This is a genomic window from Paenibacillus mangrovi, assembly GCF_022898935.1.
In the GTDB taxonomy this organism is placed as follows: Bacteria; Bacillota; Bacilli; order Paenibacillales; family Paenibacillaceae; genus Paenibacillus_AQ; species Paenibacillus_AQ mangrovi.
On sequence record NZ_JALIRP010000007.1, the window covers coordinates 327,988 to 351,028 of the forward strand.

The 23,041-nt window shown below is 46.6% G+C and carries 21 protein-coding genes; 3 read left to right on the forward strand and 18 right to left on the reverse strand.

All coding sequences use genetic code 11. The features are described from left to right. Positions 1–4 precede the first annotated feature (4 nt). The 3 genes from MUG84_RS18560 to MUG84_RS18570 form a co-directional block, all read right to left on the reverse strand. Positions 5–1,216: a Ger(x)C family spore germination protein gene (locus tag MUG84_RS18560; RefSeq protein WP_244727492.1), complete on the reverse strand. Its 1,212-nt coding sequence runs from the start codon at positions 1,214–1,216 to the stop codon at positions 5–7. 21 nt (positions 1,217–1,237) lie between these two features. Continuing rightward, complete coding sequence (locus MUG84_RS18565) at positions 1,238–2,764, reverse strand: spore germination protein (protein ID WP_244727494.1); 1,527 nt, start codon at positions 2,762–2,764, stop codon at positions 1,238–1,240. Between the two features lie 146 nt (positions 2,765–2,910). Next, positions 2,911–3,288 (reverse strand): LSm family protein, encoded by a 378-nt coding sequence (locus MUG84_RS18570; protein WP_244727496.1) that lies wholly within the window; start codon positions 3,286–3,288, stop codon positions 2,911–2,913. Positions 3,289–3,546: 258 nt separating this feature from the next. On the opposite strand from MUG84_RS18570, the gene MUG84_RS18575 reads away from it, so the two are divergent. After that, on the forward strand, positions 3,547–4,389 hold the full coding sequence (locus MUG84_RS18575) for a DegV family protein (RefSeq protein ID WP_244727498.1): 843 nt from the start codon (positions 3,547–3,549) through the stop codon (positions 4,387–4,389). A 100-nt stretch (positions 4,390–4,489) separates the two neighbouring features. On the opposite strand, the gene MUG84_RS18580 is transcribed toward MUG84_RS18575, so the two are convergent. From MUG84_RS18580 to MUG84_RS18615, 8 genes are all read right to left on the reverse strand, one after another. Beyond that, a complete protein-coding gene (locus MUG84_RS18580) occupies positions 4,490–5,593 on the reverse strand; it encodes a Gfo/Idh/MocA family protein (RefSeq protein ID WP_244727500.1) in 1,104 nt (367 codons plus the stop codon). Positions 5,594–5,623: 30 nt separating this feature from the next. Beyond that, on the reverse strand, positions 5,624–6,343 hold the full coding sequence (locus tag MUG84_RS18585) for a ThuA domain-containing protein (RefSeq protein ID WP_244727503.1): 720 nt from the start codon (positions 6,341–6,343) through the stop codon (positions 5,624–5,626). Positions 6,344–6,380: 37 nt separating this feature from the next. Beyond that, positions 6,381–7,541 carry a Gfo/Idh/MocA family protein gene (locus tag MUG84_RS18590; protein ID WP_244727505.1) on the reverse strand — a complete coding sequence of 387 codons (1,161 nt, stop codon included), beginning with the start codon at positions 7,539–7,541 and terminating at the stop codon, positions 6,381–6,383. Positions 7,542–7,582: 41 nt separating this feature from the next. Then, positions 7,583–8,626 carry a LacI family DNA-binding transcriptional regulator gene (locus tag MUG84_RS18595; protein ID WP_244727507.1) on the reverse strand — a complete coding sequence of 348 codons (1,044 nt, stop codon included), beginning with the start codon at positions 8,624–8,626 and terminating at the stop codon, positions 7,583–7,585. A gap of 209 nt (positions 8,627–8,835) precedes the next feature. Beyond that, the gene (locus tag MUG84_RS18600) at positions 8,836–10,542 is read right to left on the reverse strand and encodes an alpha-keto acid decarboxylase family protein (RefSeq protein WP_244727510.1); all 1,707 of its coding nucleotides are present in this window, start codon (positions 10,540–10,542) and stop codon (positions 8,836–8,838) included. A 115-nt stretch (positions 10,543–10,657) separates the two neighbouring features. Further along, positions 10,658–11,152, reverse strand: coding sequence for a DMT family transporter (locus MUG84_RS18605; RefSeq protein WP_244727512.1), 495 nt, complete (start codon positions 11,150–11,152; stop codon positions 10,658–10,660). A 25-nt stretch (positions 11,153–11,177) separates the two neighbouring features. Further along, positions 11,178–11,876 (reverse strand): Crp/Fnr family transcriptional regulator, encoded by a 699-nt coding sequence (locus tag MUG84_RS18610; protein ID WP_244727514.1) that lies wholly within the window; start codon positions 11,874–11,876, stop codon positions 11,178–11,180. Positions 11,877–11,932: 56 nt separating this feature from the next. Further along, positions 11,933–12,358, reverse strand: coding sequence for a DMT family transporter (locus tag MUG84_RS18615; RefSeq protein WP_244727516.1), 426 nt, complete (start codon positions 12,356–12,358; stop codon positions 11,933–11,935). A 253-nt stretch (positions 12,359–12,611) separates the two neighbouring features. Between MUG84_RS18615 and MUG84_RS18620 the strand changes: the two genes are divergently transcribed. Then, positions 12,612–13,796 (forward strand): chromate transporter, encoded by a 1,185-nt coding sequence (locus MUG84_RS18620; protein WP_244727518.1) that lies wholly within the window; start codon positions 12,612–12,614, stop codon positions 13,794–13,796. Positions 13,797–13,840: 44 nt separating this feature from the next. Here MUG84_RS18620 and MUG84_RS18625 read toward each other — a convergent pair whose 3' ends face one another. From MUG84_RS18625 to MUG84_RS18640, 4 genes are all read right to left on the reverse strand, one after another. Beyond that, a complete protein-coding gene (locus tag MUG84_RS18625) occupies positions 13,841–14,305 on the reverse strand; it encodes a DUF1259 domain-containing protein (RefSeq protein WP_244727520.1) in 465 nt (154 codons plus the stop codon). A 114-nt stretch (positions 14,306–14,419) separates the two neighbouring features. Next, positions 14,420–16,333 (reverse strand): threonine--tRNA ligase, encoded by a 1,914-nt coding sequence (gene thrS / locus MUG84_RS18630; protein ID WP_244727613.1) that lies wholly within the window; start codon positions 16,331–16,333, stop codon positions 14,420–14,422. Positions 16,334–16,822: 489 nt separating this feature from the next. Continuing rightward, complete coding sequence (locus MUG84_RS18635) at positions 16,823–17,305, reverse strand: PepSY domain-containing protein (RefSeq protein WP_244727522.1); 483 nt, start codon at positions 17,303–17,305, stop codon at positions 16,823–16,825. A 101-nt stretch (positions 17,306–17,406) separates the two neighbouring features. Next, positions 17,407–18,729, reverse strand: a complete 1,323-nt coding sequence (locus MUG84_RS18640) for an amidase (protein ID WP_244727524.1) — start codon at positions 18,727–18,729, stop codon at positions 17,407–17,409. Between the two features lie 394 nt (positions 18,730–19,123). Between MUG84_RS18640 and MUG84_RS18645 the strand changes: the two genes are divergently transcribed. Continuing rightward, positions 19,124–19,834, forward strand: a complete 711-nt coding sequence (locus tag MUG84_RS18645; RefSeq protein ID WP_244727526.1) for a G1 family glutamic endopeptidase — start codon at positions 19,124–19,126, stop codon at positions 19,832–19,834. 213 nt (positions 19,835–20,047) lie between these two features. On the opposite strand, the gene MUG84_RS18650 is transcribed toward MUG84_RS18645, so the two are convergent. Genes MUG84_RS18650 through MUG84_RS18660 form a run of 3 tightly spaced genes read right to left on the reverse strand, consistent with a single transcriptional unit; the run spans position 20,048 to position 23,028 of the window. Beyond that, positions 20,048–20,512, reverse strand: a complete 465-nt coding sequence (locus MUG84_RS18650) for a GNAT family N-acetyltransferase (RefSeq protein ID WP_244727528.1) — start codon at positions 20,510–20,512, stop codon at positions 20,048–20,050. 25 nt (positions 20,513–20,537) lie between these two features. Continuing rightward, on the reverse strand, positions 20,538–22,658 hold the full coding sequence (locus tag MUG84_RS18655; protein WP_244727531.1) for a heavy metal translocating P-type ATPase: 2,121 nt from the start codon (positions 22,656–22,658) through the stop codon (positions 20,538–20,540). Further along, positions 22,648–23,028: an ArsR/SmtB family transcription factor gene (locus MUG84_RS18660; RefSeq protein ID WP_244727533.1), complete on the reverse strand. Its 381-nt coding sequence runs from the start codon at positions 23,026–23,028 to the stop codon at positions 22,648–22,650. The genes MUG84_RS18655 and MUG84_RS18660 overlap by 11 nt, the downstream gene beginning before the upstream one ends. Between the last annotated feature and the right edge of the window lie 13 nt (positions 23,029–23,041).

Sequence of the window (23,041 nt, forward strand, 5' to 3'; positions counted from 1 at the left end):
CAAGTCACTCCTTCATTTTCTGCTGGAATGTATCCAGCAGCATACCAACTTTACGTAGCTTGACTTGGGTTAAATAATAGACTTTGACCTCTGGAAATGTCTGGTCCCAATTGGGCTTAAGTTTCTTCCATGCTTTAGGATCCGATTCATGGATAAGTTCCCCAAATCCAAATATATCCGCTTTATACGTATGCTGTGCCGAATGAACGGCCATCTGCATGAGCTCCGTCACATGCTTGTTGTCCTGCTGTTCGAGCCAATGGAGGCTTTGCGTACTGTCCAATGCTTGCGATTTCCCATGAATCTCTTCGATGGCGCCTCTACTTTTTACATGGATCCGAATCACCGGGTTCCCCCGGACAACCGATCCTTTTACATCTGTTTTGCTATCGAATGTACGAATCCCTATCCGCACGCCTTTGTCAGTGTCTACGTGTTCCATGCTCTCTTTGATCTGATTTTGGATATAATTGTATCCTTTGCTTTCATTTTCATTCAGCCACCCGATTAAACGATCTTTTTTGAATACTCCTAATCCGTTGAACTTAAGGTCCATAACCGGAATCGTAGATGCGATGTTGTCCTTGCTATTCCCTTTGTCACTATCGGATTTATTTTCAACAGCTTGTATCCCTGGTAAAACCGGACATCCAGAATTCATCAAGGTTTTCATCAATTCATCGACCGTCACCTTGGTGGTCGGTGCCCAAGCTTCGGAAGAAACCGTCAGGGATGCGTACATTTTATTGGCGGGAATCGGCTCCAAAGGCGTTGTGACTTGCAGTATGTCAGAGGCGGCTCCCTCTTTCGCAACGGCAACGTAAAAGTCGGCCCGAACAGTCGGTTCCCTGACCAACGTTTCGACAACACTGGCGATGCCTTTGCGGGCAAGCGCTTCTCCAATGACAAACATGCGAATATGTCCCAAATAGACTTTGCGCGGACTGATTTCCGTCATTTTCTGTATGGCTTCCATCATGGTTGGAGCAACCTCTTCGTACACAGTCACACTGGTGCCACCTTTTGAGGATTGTCCTGCTGCGACCTCAGAGGGAACAACAACCTGCGCGGTTACTTTAAACTGGTTCTTGGGGGCCGTATCCACCCCGATTGCGACGGCAATGCCAAGCTCGTTAAGCTCCTTGCGATCCCAGCAACCTCCAAGCGTAAACATCAGGAGAATGGATATGGCTGTCAAAAATATTTTAGAGGTCATGTCCTTCTCCTTCCTGAGTTGTTAGCTTCTACGCTGTCTTCTTGCGTTACGATGCTCAAGCTGTTCTTCTGTCGCATGATATGCAGGTCTTGTCGTCATTTTTGTCCAAGGAAAACGGAAGATGCTATCCTTAATGTCCGGAGCGATGTAGGGTCCAAAAGGACTCATATAGGGAACGCCAAATGATTTGAGCGTAGTTAAATGAATCAGGATAGCCATTAATCCAAGCCATATGCCCAAGAGGCCGAAGGATGCTGCCAGGAACATAAGTAAAAAGCGAAGAATTCTGACAGCGATGGACATACCGTTTTCGGGAATGACATAACTTGAAATCGCGGTAATGGAGACGACAATGACCATAGCGGCAGATACTGCGCCAGCTTGAACCGCAGCTTGTCCTATGACGAGCGTACCGACGATGGAAACCGCCTGCCCGATCGTTTTCGGAATACGGATGCTGGCTTCACGTAAAATTTCATATGTCAGCTCCATCAGTAAAGCTTCGATAAAGGCAGGAAAAGGAACGGCTTCTCGCTGCGCAGCGATACTGATAATGAGGCTCGTTGGAAGCAGCTCTTGATGGAATGTCGTGAACGCTATGTACAGTGACGGTGCTAACAAGGCTAAAAAAAAGGCCATGTAACGAAGCAAACGAACTAGCGTACCAATGAGAGATCGTTCGAAATAGTCATCAGGGGATTGGAAAAATTGCACAAATAAAGCCGGGATTAACAGTACAAACGGGGTCCCGTTTACGATAATTGCGATTCTTCCTTCTAATAACCCGGCCGCAATGGTATCGGGCCTCTCTGAGTTGTAGACCGTTGGAAAAGGGGTCTTGATTGCATCCTGAATTTCCTCTTCGATATAGCCACCCTCAAGCACACTATCCATATTGATCCGGTCCAGACGGGTCCTCAGCTCTTCAACTACCCCTTCATCAGCGAGTCCTTTGATGTACATAAAGGACACTGTGGTATGCGTTACCGTACCAATCTCTTTGGATTCAATCCACAGCCGGGGATCACGAATACGTCTTCGAATCATAGCAGTATTGGTCCTGATATTTTCCGTGAAGCCCTCCATCGGCCCACGGACTACAGAATGGGATTGCGGCTCGGTAACGCTGCGCTGCTCCCATCCGGCCGCATCAATCCAAAGTCCTTTACTTTCGTTCTCAATGAGAAGGATGGCGTTTCCGGCGAACAGACGACTGAAGAGATCTTTTATAGTTGTGAAAGTGCCGGTATGCGCCGCGACAAGTATATTTTGTTGTAAGTACTCCGTGAGATCTTGATGCGGTGAAGAATCGGCCGGCTCCTTGACCAAGAGAGATTCCAGAATGGAATTATGGAGCAATTGAGAGTCCACCAAGCCATCGATAAAGATAAGGGCAGCAGAACATGTCTGGAGGCACCGGAATTTTTTAATGATCAGATCGTCGCTGTTTCCAAGCTCCTGCACGATTTTTGCGATGTTATCGATGATCGATCCGGTGAGGTTATCGTTTGACTGTTTCATTCGCTCATCTTCGCCCTTGATCGGCATGCTCATACCTCCAATTCAATTGATGTCATTTAGTATGGTTCGAAATTTAGATAAATATGCCAAAAAAAAGAAAACATCCAGCAGAAACGGCCTATCCGTTTCATTCCGATGTTCTCATTCGGGCGTAGCCATCATTTGCATGCTCGTTATTTGAAGAATCCTCCCATTAATGGCATGATCGCTCGCATCACATTCATACCGATTCGGATATTGGGTATTATTTTTCCAAAAAAACCGAACATCCCAGGTCCTCCGCTTCCACCTCTAGCGGCTCCCGGTCCCGCTGCACGGCCTGATCCTCCGAACAGCATGCTCAGTATGCCGGACACTTGAGCTTTTTCCCCCTGTCTCATCATTGGCGCCGGCATCCGGTCTGAACGAACTCCCGATAAAGTAACCCCATCCCGATCAATGCTGCTCATCGTTCCTATATAGTAACTGCCGTCTTTCAGCACCACTAGTACCGGTTTTCCCAGCATTTTAGCAGACGATTTCCTTTTATTTGTTTTCTTTTTCGCAGGCATAATGAATCACCTCAACCTTCACTATGATTTATAGTAATATATTCTGCTTATGGGGATATGCTTGTGTCTTTTGTCCTCATTTTCTGCACATCCGGGTATAAAATCGTTTGGAAAACGATGGTTAATAGACTTCGAATCAATTATAAGGTAGAGTTAAACTACCTCAAGATATATAAGATGAAACTGCTTGGCATCGCAACATCTTGAATTGTGAGGATTCGTTCGTCCCTATTGACATCAAAAAGGAGTATCTGCCTTATGCCGATCAAGATTATCACCGACAGTGGCTCAGATTTGCCACCAGAGTACATTGAAAAATTCAATATTTCCATCGTTAAACTCGCGGTACATTTTCATAATGAAAAGATGCCAGAAGATATGGATGCATGTACCTTCTACTCCAAATTACGAGAATCCAAAGAGCTGCCAACAACGGCAAGCCCCAGTCCGCTTCTGTTTCTGAATCAGTTCAAAGAAGCTGAAGACGGCACAGATATCCTTGTCATCTGTATGTCATCGAACATCAGCAGTACGTATCAAGCGGCATTAATCGCAAAAGAGATGTATGAGGATGAAGGACATCAGGGTCGCATAGAGATTATTGACTCAAAGACCTTCTCGGGAGGACTTTCCCTGATCGTCGCTTTAGCCGCAAAATGGTCGCAAACGACCTCCTGTATCTATGAATTAAAAGAGAGGGTTCATCAGCAAATCAAAGAAATGAACGCGTTCTTTACTCTAGATACACTTGAAAATGTGATTAAAGGCGGAAGGCTCGGCCGACTATCCGGCGCGGTGGCTTCTGTACTTAATATAAAGCTGCTGCTCAAAATAAGTTCGGAAGGAACCGTTGAAGTCGTTGACAAATTCCGCGGAACCCAGAAGGTTTTGTCCAGCCTGATGGCTCGGCTTGAAGATAAGCAGCATGATTATGACAAAGGTATCATCTCGATCGTTCACAGCAACTGTGAGGAACGCGCACTCGAATTTAAAGAGCAATTACTCGAAAAGCATCCTTTTAAAGAGGTCCTCTTCTCCAACATGGGCCCGATTATGGGCACATACGCCGGTGAAGGTGGCATTGGAGTCGCTTTTTCATAAAATAAGATCGCCTTACAATAGACAAAGGGGTATCCCAGGTCAATGGACCTTTGGGACACCCCTTTTTGTGGCAGGAGCTGCAAGCTCAGGTAGGAATAGATTAGTCCAATACGCCAAACGGCAGATTGTGCGGCATTGGCTGCGGGCGTTCGCATGTGCTTTTCATAAAGTAGTACTGATCCTGCTCGGAAGAATCGTGGAAAGCATGCATAGCTTCGAGCACATGATACGCCAGCTCGCCATTGGCTCGGTTGATCCGGTTGTTCTTCACCGCATAAACCATGTCAAGCACACCAACTCCCCGTGAGTTCGCCGCATATCCATGAGAGAGAGGAATTTCCTTCCAATCAGAACTGTCGTGACGTCTCAGCAGCACCGGTCCTCCAAAACCATTCGGGTCAGGCACACTGAGCGTTCCCTGGCTTCCGTAAATCTCAATCAGTGGAAGCTGACTCCCACCGAAAACCTCAAAGGAAGTGACCATCGTGCCGACAACGCCGGAATGAAAATCCAGAACTCCGGATACATGGGTCGGTGTCTCTACTTGAATCATCTGACCGTACTTTTTGCTGCTGGTAATCATCCGTTCCGGGAACGAAATCTTCGCCATACCCGCTACACGCTTGATGGGACCTAGCATGGCAACCAGAGCCGTGAGGTAATACGGACCCATATCAAACATCGGGCCACCGCCTTTGGCGTAATAAAACTCTGGATCCGGATGCCAGTTCTCATGACCTCTGGACATCATAAAAGCTGTTGCAGCTACGGGCGTGCCAATCCATCCGTCTTCAATCAGCTTGATGCATGTCTGAATTCCACCGCCGAGAAACGTGTCCGGGGCGCTGCCAACAAGAAGACCTTTCTCCTTGGATTTCGAAAGGATCGCTTGCCCCTCTTCCCTGGTGACGGCAAGCGGCTTCTCTACATACACATGTTTACCAGCCTCCAATGCTTGCAGGCAAACTTGGCTATGTGCTGCAGGGATCGTGAGATTCACGATAAGCTCTAATTTCGGATCTGCGAGCAGTTCATCCACTGTGCAGCCTTTCGGGATGCCGTATTCTTCCGCTCTGGATTTGGCACGCTCAAGATCCAGGTCCGCACAGGCAGCAACATGGACGGCATCAAATTCCTTTAAATTTTTAAAATAAATACCACTTATGTTACCACATCCGATAATGCCGACATTTACTTTATTCATGATCAAAGGCTCTCCCATCTTTGTGGTCTATTAGACTTGACTATCCTGCATTCCTGTATAAGCACCTTCCAGCTTGCTGCCCTCTAACTTGGATTTACCCTCAGCTACCCACATAAAACCTCTACGCATGATTTCCTTCACAGGAGGAAGCTCGATAATGTTCGCCTGATGCCCAAGCGAGCAGTAGAACACCCGGCCTACGCCCCAGCGTTTCGTCCATACTACCGGCATATCGACTGCTTTGTTCAGAGTATGAGGGCCGTCCGCCACTGGGAAACGAGTCGTCGCCAGCACTTCGACAGCAGGATCGACATGGAGATAATATTGTTCGGTAGATACATCAAAATCCTGGATGCCTTCCATTAGCGTGCTGGACGTATTGACGATGTTAATCCGGTGCGGTGTACCGTCATTTCCGGGATGAGCTACCCAATTTCCGCCTGTCATAAACTGCCAATCGACATTGTTCCGGAATGCATCGCACATACCGCCATGACAACCTGCTAAACCAACGCCGCTCTGCACCGCAGCCGACACATTGTTCACCCGCTCCTGGCTAATCTCATCCATCGTCCAGATCGGAATGATCAAATCAAGAGATTTCAGCTTCGGCGCATCATCAAAAGCTGCAAGCGTATTCGATACTTCGACTTCAAAGCCTTCTTGCTCCAAAACTCCCTTGAAAATAGCTGCTACTTCTTCAGGTTGATGACCAAGCCAGCCTCCCCAAACAATCAATGCCTTCTTCACGTGCTGCACATCTCCTTCAATTTTGGAATGATGTTCTTTAGAGCTCCTCTGTCCGTACCCAGCGTCTTTCGGCTATAGACAACTCTACAGCTTCGAGTATCTGCTGGCATTTCACGCCGTCAGTGAAATTCGGTACCGGCTGCCGATCCTCCTCAATGGCTTGCAGCAGCTCGACCGTCTCGTGGATAAATGTATGCTCGTAGCCGATCGTATGGCCTGGAGGCCACCAGGCTTCCGCATAAGCATGTGCGGGATCGGTCGCCAGAATGCGGCGGAATCCCTGAACATCCTCAGCATCTTCTGTAAAGTAAACCTGCAGCTCATTCATCCGCTCGAAATCAAATTTTACGCTGCCCTTGCTGCCGTTAATTTCAAATGAATTCGTACAGCGGTGGCCTGCGGCGAAGCGGGTAGCCTCGAAGCTGCCTAAGGCTCCATTCGCAAATCTAGCCAGGAATAGCGTCGCATCATCCACGGTAACGGCACCCTTCTCGTTGCTTGCGCTTCCTTTGGCACTAAGCCCGCTCATGGAACCCGGCAGCGGACGTTCTTTAATAAAAGTCTCACTCATGCCGATGACTTCCTGGATATCACCGAGCAGATAATGAGCCAAATCGATCGTATGCGCACCCAAGTCGCCATGGGAACCCGAACCGGCTATATTCTTTTGCAACCGCCATACAAGCGGGAATTCCGGATCAATGATCCAATCCTGCAGGAACAAACCGCGGAAATGATAAATCTTCCCAAGCCGGCCTTCCTGTATCAGTTTGCGGGCAAGCTGTACAGCGGGAGCGAATCGGTAATTAAAACCGACCATATGCTTAATACCTGCTGCTTCTGCAGCTGCAAGCATTTCACGGGAATCCTTCAAAGACAATGCGAGCGGCTTCTCGCAAAACAAATGCTTTCCAGCTTTCGCAGCAGCGAGCGCAATTTCTTTGTGCATATCGCTGGGAGCATTAATATCAATCAGGTCGATGTCGTCTCGCTGTACCAGCTCATTCCAGTCTGTCACATACCCGTTCCAGCCGAACTGCTTTGCAGCGAGGGATACGCCTTCGGCATCGCGCCCGCATATGGTCTGCATCACAGGCTGCATGATATTCGGGAAGAACATCGGGACATCCCGATACGCATGACTATGCGCTTTTCCCATAAACTTGTAACCTATCATTCCCACGCGAATCTGCTTCATTGAATTCTGTCCTCCTTATCATATTTACTCAATGATCATACTTATGCAGGGTTCCCCCTGCTCGATGAACGTACGACCAGTTTGGTACTCATCTGAATCTGATGTCCTGTGCCGCCATCCTGCTTGGGATGATCCTCTGACACTGAATCCGTTAACAGCAGCTTGGCTGCCATCATGCCCATCTGGTAAAAAGGTACGGAAACACTCGTCAGCGGAGGATCTGTAATTCTCGCGCCGTCTGAATCATCGCAGCCCACAATCGCAATGTCTTTGCCCGGATGCATGCCCAAATCCCGAAACCCCTGCATCAGCCCGATGGCCATTCGGTCATTGGCAGCGAACACAGCATCAATATGATCTTTATTTCTAAAGAATCGCTTGGCCGCCTCATATCCGCTTGTTCTGCTGTAATTTCCTGAATCCAGCCACTCTGGAGGGATTGCTTCGGTCAAACTTGCAGCCGGATTAATAATTCCTGCTTCGGACATCGCACGTACATATCCCTTCAAGCGGTCCAAACTGTTCGAATATTCCGGCGGACCATTCAAAAAAGCGATCTTCCGGTAGCCCTCTTCCAGTAAATGTTTCACCGCTTCATAGGCCCCCTGCTCATGATCCGCATCCACTTCAAGGAATCGCTCCCCTTCAAAATGCTGATTCACTAAGCAAAAAGGATGTCCCGCTTCTTCCAGCGCTTTCAATGCTTTCCGTTCGGCAGGAGTATCTGTCGTTCCAAGCAAAATGCAAGCATCCACCTTATGAGACCGGAACAAATCCATGTAACCGTTCTCAACTCCTGGCTTACGAAAGATGAGCAGCATGTCGTACCCGAGTCCTCTTACCTGTTCGCCAATTCCGTTCAAAATCTCCGAGAAGTAATACGTCGAAAAGATATGCACTTTCGGTACGTACGGAAGAATAACTCCTAAATTCCCGCTCCGCCTGCGGGCAAAGCTTTGTGCTAGCGCATTGGGATAGTAGCCGAGGATCTCCGCTGCTTCAAGGACCTTTCGCTTCGTGTCCTCCCTGATCGGTCCGACATTGTTCAGTACGCGGGATACCGTAGCTTCTGAGACTCCGGCCATCTTGGCAACTTCTTTTCTAGTGACGATATGGAGCCACACCCTTCCCAAATGCTGTATTCATGTTGAAATAACCTAATTTTTAAAATTTATGTACGCGCGTTCATTATCGCTCGGATCTTGCCTTTATGTCAAGGGGATAGAGTAAAAAAAAAAAGCGGTGTATTGCATATGCTATACGCTCGCTTCTTCTTTGTTTTTTAGATTTATCGTCAACTCCGCTGTTTCTCCTGTTGCTCCATATAATTACGCATTTTATGCATATAGTCTGGGGCATCCATCGGGTCGCTAACCATCATCTCAATGATGCATAACCTGCGGCTGCACTCGTTCTCCGCTTGGCTGATCGCCTCATCCAGCTCCGTATTGGTGCGTACGGTTACCGTGAACGCTTCGCCTCCGAAAGCCTCCGCGAGTTTCGTATAAGACCAGTTCGGGACATTATTGTAGGTCTGGTTTTCGGTTTTTACATTCAAATATTTCTCGATCGTATATCCATTGTTATTGAGCACGAAAATGATCGGCTTACAGGAATAATACAGCATCGAGCTGATTTCCTGGGCCGTAAGCTGCAACGATCCGTCTCCCGTAAAGAGAAGCACCCTTCTTGCCGGTGCAGCAATACACGCCCCATAAGCGGCTGGCGTTGCATAACCAATGGACTGCCATCCACCATCGGCAATATACGTTATGTCATGCGGCAGTTGTACCTGAGACATTCCGTAATAGAAGGTACCTGTTTCCGGTATCACAATATCTCCATCTTTCAGCATACGCTGAAACCGGGGATAGTAGGATGAAGCCGCGATCGGTTCATTGGGATCGCCTATCATCATATCGTATGGGCTCTTTATTTTTGTAACTGTGTCCTGCTGCTTGTATCCGATTTTTTGTAAGGCTAATAACATTTCCTCAGCCAATACATTCGGATATTCCGCTTCTCCGACCTTGACTTGCTCCGGTTGAATCTCAATCACCTGGAGTGGATTTAACTTAGCAGTGAAATTCGCTGTATTCGTATCCGCCCATACTAAGCCGATAGCGATCACGCAATCCGCTTTTTCTACGGCATCGCGCACTTCCGGGCTGCCGAAAGCCCCACCGTACATACCAATGAACAACGGATGGCTTTCATCCAAAGAGCCTTTTCCGAACATCGTTGATGCCACCGGAACGTTCATCGCTTCAACAAGCTTGCGCACGTACTCCTCCCAATGGAACCGCTGCGTTTTGACATCTGCCAAAATGACCGTATGCTCGGCCTGATTCAGCATCTGCTTGATATGCTCCACAGCCGCTTGAAGAGTTTTCGGATTCGTTGAAGTTTTGGGAATTACTGCTGCATGATGAGCCATGATCGGCTTCATGACCAGATCATCGGCCACAACCAGATATACTGGTTTTTTCTTCTGCTTGGCGATGTGAATTGCGTTTGGAATTTCAATAGCTGCGTTCTCGGGAGTAAGCACAGTGGTATACGCCGTGATCGGCTCATACACCTTCCGGAACACATCGAAATTACCATCCATCAGCGTATGATGCATCAATTTGTGCGCTTTCTGATCCTTATCCGGCGGCGAGCCGACAATATGAATGATCGGAACGTGTTCGCTGTTCGCGCCCGCAATCGCATTGCATGCGCTCATTTCGCCGACGCCAAACGTGGTAATAAGCGCAGAAATCCCTCTTAATCTCGCATAGGCGTCGGCAGCGTATCCGGAGTTCAACTCATTCCTACCGTTCACAAAACGTATTCCTGCATATCGTTCAAGCGTATCAAGCAATGTGAAATTATAATCACCTGGCACACCAAAAATATCAGTGATTCCCTCCTGCCTCAAACAATCAAACAGATACTCTCCTAGCGGCTTTGGGCTCATCGGTATTTGCCCGGCATTGGAGTTGTCTGTGTTCTCCATTCATAAACCTCCCAGATTCGGATTCACAAGTCATGTTCTGTATAACATTACCCTTTTCTGGAAAGGTTATTCGGCTCGGACTTATGCTCAGCAGCTCACGGAAACCGAACAGTCATCAAGCTCCTTCTTCACACGATCCCATCAACACCTGCTCATGGGTCACTTTTTTCTTCTCACGGCCACCAAGCTTGAATACGATAATGCCTCCAATAATAACAAGTACGCCGACCAGCTGCTTAAACGTGAAATCGACCTTTTCAAGCCCTAGCCAGCCCATCGAATCAAACAATAACGCAAACCCGAGCTGTGCGCACATGCTGATCGAAACGCCGAAAGTCGGACCCAGCCGGTTAATTCCCTGCACCATACAAGTCACTACGCCCACACCGAGTAATCCGCTGAACCAATACCACAGCTTCATATGTTCCAGGTTAAACATTTCCGTCCCTTCAAACACCAGCCCGAGCGTAAAAGATGCCGCAAATCCCAAGCCAAGCACCAAGGTTGTCGTCGTCCAAGAACCCACATGCACATTGACTTTATTGTTAAAAATATTTTGCAAACTGACCAGCGATCCTGCCAGCAGCGCAAGTAACAATCCCACAATCATGTTTATGACTCTCCTATCCCATCCGTTATTCGTATATACTGTGACCCGCGATTGTCTTTAACCGCTCACGATCCTTCACATGAATGAAGCCTTTGCCCCGCTCCAGAATCCCTTCACTGCACAGCTGTAAAATCACCCGGTTCAAATGCCTATAGCTCGTTCCGATCAGGTTTGCTGCATCCCGTAGCTCGGATGTGCTGAGCTGCCCTCTGTACAACACGTCGGTCGGATCATATGTAACCGATAAGATATAGCTGGCGAGCCTTACCTCCACCGGATACATGAGGTTGAAGCTGAGCGCATTGGATTTCATATAGAACTTTCCCGTAATGATTTTCAGTAAAAATTGTAGGAGCGGCATGTGCTCTTTACCGTACTTTTTCAGCCATTGATGATGAATCCCAATCATCCATACTGGCGATACCGCTTCTACCGTGTTGATAAAATCCGCTTCCTGAATATATTCAATATCGCCAATAACCTCGAGGGCGTTCTTAAATGAAATGATAAGTGTCTTGCCTTCCGTCGAAGTGTTGTACACCTTAATTTTTCCTTTCACGAGAACGTACAAAACATGTGACGGCTGTCCCTGAGAACAGATCTGCTCCCCTTTTTCATAACTAAGCAGACACATATGTGAAACCAGTTGTTCATTAAAAATGGCGTCCAGTTGATGAAGCTTTATATATTCAGCGAGCTGTGTTTGATCTTTAATCTTTTTCATGCATGGCATCCCCCAGGCTTTAAATGTGCTGCATATGATCCCGGTTGATTATACCTTTAAAATTTCAGGATCACCACACCTGCAATCATCAAGCTGAGACCAATAAATTGAGGAAGTCTCATTTTCTTCTTCTCCATGCCAAACCATCCGAAATGGTCGATCAGGAAAGTCAGCGCCAGTTGTGCGATGATAACCAGTGCCACGGTGAGCGTCACCCCAATATGCTGTATCGCTGTCACGTTGCTGAAAATAACAACTGCCGCGTAAGCTCCCGCACTCAAATATAAAGGTTTGACCTGTTTGAAGCCGTGCCATTTAAAATCTCGCATGATCAGAAGGACTAAAAGTGCCGCTATAAAGCCTGTGAACTGAGTCACCGCGGCTGCCTGCCACGTTCCGATCCCTTGGCTTATTCTGGCGTTGGCGACGCCTTGAAGCGTAATGAACGCACCGCCTAAAAATGCAAAAATAATTCCTTTCATCTAACGTATCTCCTCAGCAAGTGTTATTTGATAATCATTAAATAATAAATACCTGCTTCTAAGAAAGGACATATGTCCTGAATTGCAATTCATATCAGAAACGACTCAATTCAGTGACACAGGCTACAGCAATATTTTCCTTTACTACAGCTGATCCCATTCGATAAGATATAAAATGAAAGATTAATGTATTTACGGAAAGTGGCACATTTGTTTGCAAACTAAAACACCATAACTCCGCAGGAGGCATGCTATGAGCCATCAACCTAGCAAAATCAGAGCTTTACTTGAAGTGTTGGCCGTTTCAACAAAACTGGGATTGACCTCGTTCGGGGGACCGATCGCCCATCTCGGGTATTTTCACAATGAATATATACGGAAACGAAGGTGGATGGACGAACACAGTTACGCGGATCTTGTGGCGCTTTGTCAGATGCTTCCCGGGCCAGCTAGCAGTCAAGTCGGAATCGGTATCGGCGTATTTCGCGCAGGTCTGCTTGGCGGTCTGACCGCATGGATCGGTTTCACGCTTCCTTCTGTCATTGCGATGATCCTGTTTGCTTTTTTACTGCAAGGGTATGATATAGGAAGCCAAGGCTGGATCCACGGCTTGAAAATTGTTGCTGTAGCCATAGTGGCTCAAGCTGTTCTGGGGATGGGACAAAAGCTCACGCCTGATAAAGGCCGAGTGACCATTGCGATCATTGTCGCCACGATCACTCTACTATGGCAAAATCCGTGGAGCCAGGTTCTGCTTATTGCGGCGGCGGGTTGCGCAGGGACGTGGCTGTATCGAAAAAAAGACCTCCCGAGTTCCCCAAGTTTATCTGTGCCTATCAGCCGCACTTTTGCCGCTGGTTGTCTGGTCCTATTTTTCGGACTTTTATTTGCCTTGCCGCTGCTCACACGCTATTCGTCCGATGGATGGCTCTCATTTTTCGATAGTTTCTATCGTTCAGGCTCCCTCGTATTTGGCGGAGGGCATGTTGTATTGCCGCTACTGGAACAAGAAGTCGTTTCGGCAGGCTGGGTGAATAAAGAAGATTTCCTGGCCGGTTACGGTGCGGTTCAAGCCGTTCCAGGACCGCTCTTTACCTTTGCCGCTTATTTGGGTACCATGGCAAAAGGGATACCTGGAGCGTTGGTCGCAACGGCAGCCATCTTTTTGCCTGCATTTTTGCTCGTGATCGGTGCGCTGCCTTTCTGGAGCTCTCTGCGTCAGAACCGCCATTTCCAAGGGGCTTTGACGGGGATCAATGCTGCAGTGGTTGGAATCTTGTTTGCCGCTCTGTACAATCCGCTGTGGACGACCGCTATACTGAGTCCTTGGGATTTTGCTCTGGCATCTATCTTGTTTGTCATGCTCGTTTTTTGGAAGCTGCCGCCTTGGGTTATTGTCTTAACCGGTGCTTCAGGCGGGATGTTAGCGGGGCTCTAATCATGCGCAAATTAGAATAGGGTGTGAGGATCACATCCTTTTTTCTACTTGCTGCTTGTTTTATCAATTGCTTCTTTGACCGTTCTGGCCAGGGTTTCCGCATCTCCCAGCGCTTGAAAATGCAGATAGAGAATTCGGGGTTGCTCTCCGATGAGATGATTATGCAGAGCCGATATTTCTATATTACCTTTGCGGAGCGTATCGATGACGGGATTCACTTCGCTGCCTAATAGCGCAAATTCTCCAATGACCGCTGTCTGTTTCCCCACCCTTTCAAAGTTTGCTCCGAAAGAAAGCTCCACCGCTTCTGGTGACAAGGCGACACCCAAGTTCGAAACGTGAATATTTTTACGAACAATTTCCATTTTACACACGTCATTTTCCTGCTCTACACTTGTGTTAAATACCTTTTCAAATATCCTGCATTGGTTGCTTTCTTTCCCCATTATGGGGGCAGCGGGGATCAGCAGCATGCACGCAGCAATAATGAATAACATGATCTTTTTCATATAATCCACTCCTCCAATTCATTCGAATTGGCTCTATTGTTACTCAAAACAGGCAAAAAAATCCTCATTGCTGTGTGAAATGGAATCATCTTTAGCAATGAGGATTTAGTTCATTTATTGTTTCGCTTCAATTTCGTTCAGAATTCGTTTAGTGATTTCATCGATTTTGCTTGAACCTTGATCTCCTTCACCCCGTTTCCTTACAGAAACGCTGGCAGAGTTCTTCTCATTCTCTCCAAGCACCAGCATGTAAGGAACCTTCTCAAGCTGAGCTTCGCGGATTCTGTAACCGAGCTTTTCATTACGAATATCGATTTCAACCCGGATTCCTGCTTCTTCAAGCGATTTTTTTACCTCAAAAGCATAATCGACGTAGTTCTCTGAAACAGGCAGCAGCTTTGCTTGAACCGGGGAAAGCCAAAGTGGAAAAGCTCCAGCATAATGCTCTGTCAGCATGCCCATGAAACGGTCGATAGAACCATATACTGCACGGTGGATGACAACAGGTCGATGCTTTTGGCTGTCCTCACCGACATATGTGAGATCGAATTTCTCGGGCATTTGGAAATCCAGTTGAATCGTACCACACTGCCAGCTCCGTTTAAGGGCATCCAGAATGTGAAAATCAATCTTCGGTCCATAGAATGCGCCATCGCCTTCATTAACCCGATATTCAATAGCGCGGTTATCCAACACGCTTTGCAGCGATTTCTCCGCTTGCTCCCAAAGCTCGTCTGATCCCATAGAATCCTCTGGCCGTGTCGACAGCTCGATTTTGTAATCAAATCCGAACACCTGGTACATATGATCGATCAGCTCGATAATCCGTCCGATTTCCTCCTCAATCTGCTCAGGCAGAACGAAGAGATGGGCGTCATCCTGACAGAACGTCCGCACCCGCAGCATGCCGTTCAGCGCTCCGGAGAACTCATGCCGGTGTACTTGACCAAACTCCGATATGCGGAGCGGAAGATCCCGGTAGGAACGCAGCTTATTTTTGAATATAAGCATATGTCCAGGACAGTTCATCGGCTTTAGTGCATACTTCGTTTCATCCACGTTCGTGAAGTACATATTGTCCTTGTAATGATCCCAATGTCCGGATTGCTCCCAGACCTGGCTGTTCATCATCAATGGAGTCCGCACTTCATCGTAGTCCCTTTGTCTTTGCTGCTCGCGTGCGAAATTCTCAAGCTCTGTACGAATCGTCATTCCTTTGGGCAGATAAAAAGGCATTCCGGGCGCTTCTTCCGAGAACATGAACAGCTCCAGCTGCTTGCCAAGCTTGCGGTGGTCGCGCTTTTTGGCTTCCTCAAGTAAATGAAGATGCTCGTCGAGCTGGGCCTTTTTAGGAAAAGCCGTTCCGTAAATACGCTGCAGCATTTTGTTGTTCGAGTCTCCACGCCAATAGGCGCCTGACACGTTCAACAGCTTGAAAGCTTTGATCCGGCCCGTAGAAGGAAGATGTGGCCCGCGGCATAAGTCGAAAAACTCTCCTTGATCGTAAATGGATATGACTGCGTCTTCAGACAAATCACGGATGAGCTCCATTTTCAGCGGATCTTCAAGCTCTTCAAAAATTCGAATGGCTTCTTCACGGCTAACGACCCTGCGCACAATCGGCAGATTTTCCTGTGCGATGCTCGCCATTACTTTTTCGATGGCTTCGAGATCTTCGGTGGATAACGGCTTTTCGATATCGATATCATAATAAAATCCGTCTTCAATCACCGGTCCGATTCCCAGCTTCACAGCCTGATTTCCGTAGATCCTTTTGATCGCTTGAGCCATTAGATGAGCTGTACTGTGTCTGTAGATTTCCAGCCCATCCTCACTTTCCAGCGTTACGATTTCAACTTGACAGTCGGCTTCGATGGGCTGATTCAGATCGACAGCCTTGCCGTTGATTTTGCCTGCGACCGTATTTTTCTTCAGCGATGGGCTGATGGATTCCGCAATTTGTTCAACTGTGGTGCCTTTCATATACCTCCTCATAGAACCATCTGGCAGCGAAACTTGAATCTCCATCATGTTTACCTCCATTTCCTTGATATTTGTTTGATTTATGAACGCAAAAAAACGCATCTCTCCCTCAAGGGACGAGTGCGTTCAGCTCGTGGTTCCACCCTAAATTCAACCTGCAGTCATCCAGCCTCGGCCGCTGGCCAAAGTTGCAGATGCAGGTTCTCATTGGTATCCTGTAACGGGGATAAACCGGTGCCGCTTACTGCCGCTCCATACCAAGGTGCGGGTTCAACGCCACGGCTACAAAGGGGTAATTTCAAACCGTTTTCCGGAGAAGCTTTCAGCCGGGACTTCTCTCTCTGGGCCGCTCGTGTAAGAAATCATGTCTTTGATCAATGCCAAATGTTGAATTAACGTTATTATAATACACGGCCTTATGATTAAGTCAAGCAAAAAAAATGCTACCCTGGTCAGAAAGGTAGCTCTGTATCGATAGAATGTGAGGGTCTGAGTGACATGCACATCGCCCCCTTACCTTACTTCCCTATCAAATTAATTGATGATAGTCATCTGCTGATCCGGTTGATTCCCGCGTTTTCTTTTTATTCGATTAGCGCCCCAAATGATAAAGGACATGACAATTCCGGTTCCGGTCATAAGAAACATCCCTATTCCGCTGATCAATCCGATAATTCCTTCATGTAGGCTGCGTACATTCATACTGAAAGAATTGCCGCCTTCACGACCCGGAAATGCCCCCGCTCCGTTTAAACCGTTCATACCAAATCTCCCACTGCCACCGTTACCGTAACCTCTCTTCGAGGATTGACCGCTTGCATCGTCTTGTCCATTCTGAGAGGGCGATGGTAAGTTAGAGTAAGCCGGAACATTGTCATTCGCACGGAAGTTTCTTTCCATTCCCACCCTTCGATCCCCTTGGTCCAGATACAAGACAATACCGGTCGTTGATTCAATCAACAAAAATACGGTTGCAATGATCCCAATCCACATATGTATTTTTCTGATTTTCTTCATCTTAAGCCCTCCCTTAACCCTGAATAGTTTGGCCTTCAAGCGCTAATTATGGAGGCGGACCCTTAATTTACCATTAGAAATGGATTAATTTTAGATTTAATTTATGATTTTTTTGTCCCTTTTGTCTTGTAATCCGGGTTCAGCGCTTTTGATACCTGCTTGGACCAATATATTAATTCTTCATCTCCGCCATAGCTACCGATGCACTGGAAGCCTAACGGCATATCGTTCACTGTCATCGAAGGAATGCTGATAGTTGGCAGACCCGCATAGGACCAGATCGCTGTCATGCCTGCCCATCCCGTTTGCTCCCCCCACAATGGCGCTGTTCCACCCTGAGCCGGGGATATCCATAGATCGATTGCCTCCCTCTCTTGAATGTCGCTGAGATCATTCCTCAAGGAAATTTGACCTTTTCGATAGCGTTCCAGCTCCATATCATCGATTCCAAAACCCGCTGTAATTGCATTATGTACTCCCAATCCATAAATGTCCTTATATTCCTCAAACAATGCTTGATGTACAATGGCCATTTCACCTTGGACAAACCTTAACATGTCATCCCCATAGATAAACTCATCGCTCCACGGCATATCCACTCTTTTGATCTTGTACCCACTCTCCTCCTGCTTCTTCACCTGCTCCTGAAAAGCTGTCCGAACATCATCAAACATCAAATTCATATAAATTCCATTGGGAATACCCAAAACCGGTTTGCGATCCGACTGAAACTCTTGCCACTCTGGAATGAGCTGGGCTGAAACATACTCCATACTGGGGAGATCCTGCGTAAAGAAGCCAGCCGTATCAAACGAAGGCGATAGCAAAATGACGCCATCCATCGGGATCCGGCCTTTACTTGGCTTAAAACCAACCACACCGCAAAAAGAAGCTGGCGCGCTAATAGAACGGAGCGTTTGAGTCCCAACAGCAACAGGGCATATTCCCGCGGCTACTGCAGCGGCTGAACCTGCACTTGAGCCTCCGGATGTATGGTTCAAATTGTGAGGGTTTCTCGTTGGAATCAGACCACCGTATGCAAATTCTTCTGTGACGGTTTTACCTGTGATCCACATTCCTTTTTCACGCAAACTTCTAATTAAACTGCCTTCTTCTCCTGTCAAAACAGTGTGAGGGAGCTCAGATCCGGCATGCGTAGGAAAACCATCCACATGGAACAGATCTTTGATTGCGACAGGTATTCCGTAGAGTGGAGGTTTATTAACATCTGTAAACTTCCTTTTTAATGCCTCAATATCGCGTAAAATTCGAGTCTCCCTGTTTTCCTCGTGAATAAAAGCATGAATATGGGGCTCAAACTTTTCAAATCGATCTAAACATGGCGTTAAATAATGCTCTATAACCGAATCTGGAGTTTCTTGAAACTGAAGTAGCATCCCTAATGAGTTTTTCTTTATATACATCAGATCCCCCACCTTAAAAGTAATGAGAAACGAAAGTTCACAGTTTAACTTTTTAAACGGCAAGTAAAATAAAGCTGATCCACCGGCTCTCTCCTTTTGACCAAGGGATTAACGCCGTCTTAAAGTAAATTTCAATAATGCGATAATGGCGATGATTGCAATTACGACAAACAACAACGTGACACCAAAACTTGCCCAATTAATCGACACTCAACTCTGCCCCCTAATATTCATTACTTTTTACGGCATTTATCTATTAAACAATTCTACACTATTTAAGGTTACATCTATTCTGATTATATAAAAACAAGCTTTTAGTAACCCTTCCTCCCCCCACTCATTCCCCCTACTACACCCATATGATAAATTATCAACAAAATAGGTGGTAGATGAAATGAACAGATCAAATAGAGTATGCTTGTTAGATAGGTCAAACAAATCAAAGTTAAAAGGATCGGGCTGGATTTCCGCCAATTGGAGCGGTTATGCGAATTCTGGCAATTCTAAATCGTTCCGCCGTATATCTGGGAAGTGGACCGTCCCGTTTGTACTGCCCAGCTCAGCATCTTCCTACTCTTCAGCCTGGATCGGAATCGATGGCTTCAGAAATACCAGTCTGATTCAAACCGGAACAGGGCATGATTTTGTAAATGGTAAACCTCAATACTACGCTTGGTGGGAGATCCTCCCCGATGTGATGACCCTTATCCCACTGACCGTAAAACCCGGAGATCGAATGTCCGCCGTCATCTCCAAAAGAAAAGGTTCTACTTGGCTAATAACTTTGCGTAACACCACCCAAAACTGGACGTTTCGGACGGCCAAGCGTTATACCGGACCACAGTCCTCGGCAGAATGGATCGTTGAAGCGCCTCAGGTTGGAGCTGCGATATCCCGGATGGCCCATATTTCAGCTGTAACCTTTACCAACTGCCGTTTGAACGGTCATAATCCAAAATTCACTGTAGCTCAGCGCGGCACCATGTCTCAAAAGGGCATTACGATTTCAATTCCCGGAAAGCCAAGCTCCTCAGGCGATGCGTTTGTTGTAAGGAATACCCAGAGACAAGCAGCAGGCAAGGTGTATTTACACAAAAGACCATAACTTTTTTAGAACATACCAACGTTAGTATAATAAAAGCATCCTTCACGACGTGTTCATCATATGAGGTGTGAGGGTGCAACTGCGGCTATGGCACCCCAAAGAATATACAGACAATCGGTGTAATTTCAAAAGCCTGCATACAGAGATGTAAGCAGGCTTTGCTATTTAACAAGGAGTCTGCAGTACTGAACCTCATCTCCTGTTCTTCATAATTTACATGAAAGCGTCTAGATTCAACTCCATGACTAAACCAGGAACGGCTCCTTCATGATCGATTTGTCCGTTCAGATGAAAGCCCATAGATTCGTACAACTTCTGCGCATGCTTATTATCCGGATGGATGCTCAAGTACATTTTCTTGCAATCATACTGCTGCTCTATGTAGCGGATGACTAGCAAGAGCAAGCGTTTGGCGTAACTCTTTCCCTGAAACTTCCGGTCAATCATAAACCGGTCCAGCCAGGCGCTCTGGTCCAGACGATCAGGCCAGCCATACATGGCAAAACCTATGAGGGTATCATCATCGTACATTCCAACGGATACGGCATTTTTCTCATAAAAACATTCGGCCATCGAAAATGCATTGCTCTCTATAAAATGCTGCTGCTCTGCGGAAACGGATAATGCTGCGGCAGCGCGCCAGTTCTCTGATGTTATTTCACGGATGTGCAGGCTCATATTACACTCTCATTTCTACATGTGATTATATTTTTTCACCTTTGATTTTTAGTAATCTAAGGCTGTTCAACGTTACAATTAGGGTGGCTCCCATATCTGCAAAAATAGCCATCCATAACGTGAGCCAACCAGGGACAATCAACGCCAATGCAACCAATTTAATCCCGAGCGAGAACGTAATGTTTTGCTTGATAATCTCAAGGGTTTTTCGGCTTAAACGAATGGTGTAAGGTAATTTTCTTAAATCGTCAGCCATCAGAGCGATGTCTGCAGTTTCGAGGGCTGTATCCGTTCCAGCACCGCCCATTGCAATACCAACGGTCGAAGCCGCAAGAGCTGGGGCATCGTTTACACCGTCACCAATCATAGCAACGTTACCGTAATCCTGCCGAAGTTGTTTGACATAATCCAATTTATCTTGCGGTAACAATTCGGCTTTTACTTCTGCGACATTCAGTTGTTTTCCAATTGCATCCGCCGTTGCTTGGTTGTCACCTGTAAGCATGATGGTTTTCTTAATACCGATCTCGTGCAGTTCTTTAATAACGTTCTTGCTGGAACCACGAACATCATCCGCTACAGCAATAAGTGCAAGTATTTGTTGATCCGTTCCTAAGACCATTACGGTTTTTCCTTGCTTTTGTAATTCCTCGACCTTTTTAGTAGTACCTTGATTGATATGGCCATGTAGTTCGTTAAAAAGTTTCGGATTTCCAATGTAATACAGCTCGCCTTTTACTTCAGCTTTTACACCTTTACCCGTAATGGACTGGAATTCTGAAACTCCAAGCGATAAATCCGCACCATCTTGCTCAGCTTTCCGGATAATCGCAGACGCAAGCGGATGTTGGGATCCTTTTTCGATAACCGCCGCGATGGACAGCAGTTCGGTTTCATTATTTTCGAAAGTAATGAAATTGGTGACCTCCGGAAAACCTTTAGTTAATGTGCCTGTTTTATCAAACGCAATGGCGGACAATCTGCCGGCTTCTTCAAGATGGATGCCCCCTTTGATGAGAACGCCGTTTTTCGCCGCATTGCCAATAGCCGTAACAATAGAAACAGGTGTTGAAATAACTAGCGCACAAGGACAACCAACAACGAGTAATGCTAACCCTCTATAAATCCAATCGCCCCAATCAGCACCCGCAAAAAGCGGAGGAACAACAACGATCCCTAACGCCAAGATCATAATGGCAGGCGTGTAATACTTCGCAAAACGATCAACAAAAGCCTGGGACGGTGCCCGTTCAGCTTGTGCTTCTTCCACAAGGTGAATAATTTTGGAGATCGTGGTGTCTTCGACTCGTTTCGTAACTTTGACTTCAAGCAATCCTTCTTCGTTCAACGTGCCAGCAAATACCTCATCGTCAATTGTTCTTGTTACGGGAACCGATTCACCAGTAATCGCAGCTTGGTTAATCGTTGATGTTCCTTTTATAACAACGCCGTCCATTGCAAGCTTCTGTCCCGGCTTTACAAGCATGACATCGCCAACTTGTATATCATCGACACTAACCGTAATTTCTTCGGAGCCACGTCGAATTAAAGCTTCCTTCGGCGCAATATCCATAAGGGAACGAATGGATTGCCGTGCTTTTTCCATCGAATAACGTTCCAACACTTCACTTATCGCAAATAAGATAACAACTGTCGCACCTTCGCCCCATTTGCCGATGGCCACGGCACCGATGATGGCGACCGTCATCAGAGCGTTCATATCGAACTGAAGCCGGAAGAAATTCTTAATTCCTTTTTTGAATAACTCGTATCCACCGACGAGAATAGAAGCCGCGAAAGTCATAGCGGACAAGGTGGTCACTTCACCTAGAAAATAACCCACGACAAGCAACACGGCAGAAAGCAATACGTTCCAATGTTCTTGCCAAAATGGCTTTTTCTTTTCAATCACTCGTTGTTTTTCAGGAGTAACTTTCAGGCTTTCAAATGCTCCTGCTTTTTCCAACTCCTCCACTGTCGAATTACCGTAAACGGTAATCTTCGATGCCCCAAAATTGACTTGTGCGTCTCGAACACCAGGCAAATTTTTTACATTTTTCTCGAAAATACCAGCACAATTCGTACAAGTAAATCCTTGGACTCTAAAAACGTTTTTATCTTCAATGTGTTCTATATTATTTTCCATTGGTGATCAACTCCCGCGAATGAGTAGAAGCAAGCTGCACCAGTTGACGAACATGGACGTCTTCTAGCGAGTAAAATACTAATTTGCCTTCCTTACGATATTTAGCCAAGCCAAGCTGTTTTAAAGTTCGGAGATGGTGAGAAGCGGTTGCCATCGAAGAACCAATGATATTGGCTACATCGCAAACACATAGTTCGTCTTCTTCGCAAAGGGCGAAAGCGATTTTCATTCTTGTTTCATCGGCCAGTACTTTGAACATCTTTATCATCCCTTGAATATTTTCTCCTTCAAGGGCCTGTTTTACCTTTCGGACTTTGGGCTCGTCATAACAATAAATTTCACATGAGTCTTTTTCTTTCTCAGTCAACATCCTCACCTCATTA

Coding starts and splice junctions, on each gene's coding strand:
- MUG84_RS18635 (WP_244727522.1), bottom strand. CDS start 17,305: ATGAAGAAAATCAGAAAAATACATATGTGGATTGGGATCATTGCAACC.
- MUG84_RS18645 (WP_244727526.1), top strand. CDS start 19,124: ATGAACAGATCAAATAGAGTATGCTTGTTAGATAGGTCAAACAAATCA.
- MUG84_RS18610 (WP_244727514.1), bottom strand. CDS start 11,876: ATGAAAAAGATTAAAGATCAAACACAGCTCGCTGAATATATAAAGCTT.
- MUG84_RS18565 (WP_244727494.1), bottom strand. CDS start 2,764: ATGCCGATCAAGGGCGAAGATGAGCGAATGAAACAGTCAAACGATAAC.
- MUG84_RS18595 (WP_244727507.1), bottom strand. CDS start 8,626: ATGGCCGGAGTCTCAGAAGCTACGGTATCCCGCGTACTGAACAATGTC.
- MUG84_RS18640 (WP_244727524.1), bottom strand. CDS start 18,729: ATGTATATAAAGAAAAACTCATTAGGGATGCTACTTCAGTTTCAAGAA.
- MUG84_RS18590 (WP_244727505.1), bottom strand. CDS start 7,541: ATGAAGCAGATTCGCGTGGGAATGATAGGTTACAAGTTTATGGGAAAA.
- MUG84_RS18580 (WP_244727500.1), bottom strand. CDS start 5,593: ATGAATAAAGTAAATGTCGGCATTATCGGATGTGGTAACATAAGTGGT.
- MUG84_RS18650 (WP_244727528.1), bottom strand. CDS start 20,512: ATGAGCCTGCACATCCGTGAAATAACATCAGAGAACTGGCGCGCTGCC.
- MUG84_RS18600 (WP_244727510.1), bottom strand. CDS start 10,542: ATGGAGAACACAGACAACTCCAATGCCGGGCAAATACCGATGAGCCCA.
- MUG84_RS18560 (WP_244727492.1), bottom strand. CDS start 1,216: ATGACCTCTAAAATATTTTTGACAGCCATATCCATTCTCCTGATGTTT.
- MUG84_RS18620 (WP_244727518.1), top strand. CDS start 12,612: ATGAGCCATCAACCTAGCAAAATCAGAGCTTTACTTGAAGTGTTGGCC.
- MUG84_RS18570 (WP_244727496.1), bottom strand. CDS start 3,288: ATGCCTGCGAAAAAGAAAACAAATAAAAGGAAATCGTCTGCTAAAATG.
- thrS (WP_244727613.1), bottom strand. CDS start 16,333: ATGGAGATTCAAGTTTCGCTGCCAGATGGTTCTATGAGGAGGTATATG.
- MUG84_RS18575 (WP_244727498.1), top strand. CDS start 3,547: ATGCCGATCAAGATTATCACCGACAGTGGCTCAGATTTGCCACCAGAG.
- MUG84_RS18615 (WP_244727516.1), bottom strand. CDS start 12,358: ATGAAAGGAATTATTTTTGCATTTTTAGGCGGTGCGTTCATTACGCTT.
- MUG84_RS18655 (WP_244727531.1), bottom strand. CDS start 22,658: ATGGAAAATAATATAGAACACATTGAAGATAAAAACGTTTTTAGAGTC.
- MUG84_RS18605 (WP_244727512.1), bottom strand. CDS start 11,152: ATGATTGTGGGATTGTTACTTGCGCTGCTGGCAGGATCGCTGGTCAGT.
- MUG84_RS18660 (WP_244727533.1), bottom strand. CDS start 23,028: ATGTTGACTGAGAAAGAAAAAGACTCATGTGAAATTTATTGTTATGAC.
- MUG84_RS18625 (WP_244727520.1), bottom strand. CDS start 14,305: ATGAAAAAGATCATGTTATTCATTATTGCTGCGTGCATGCTGCTGATC.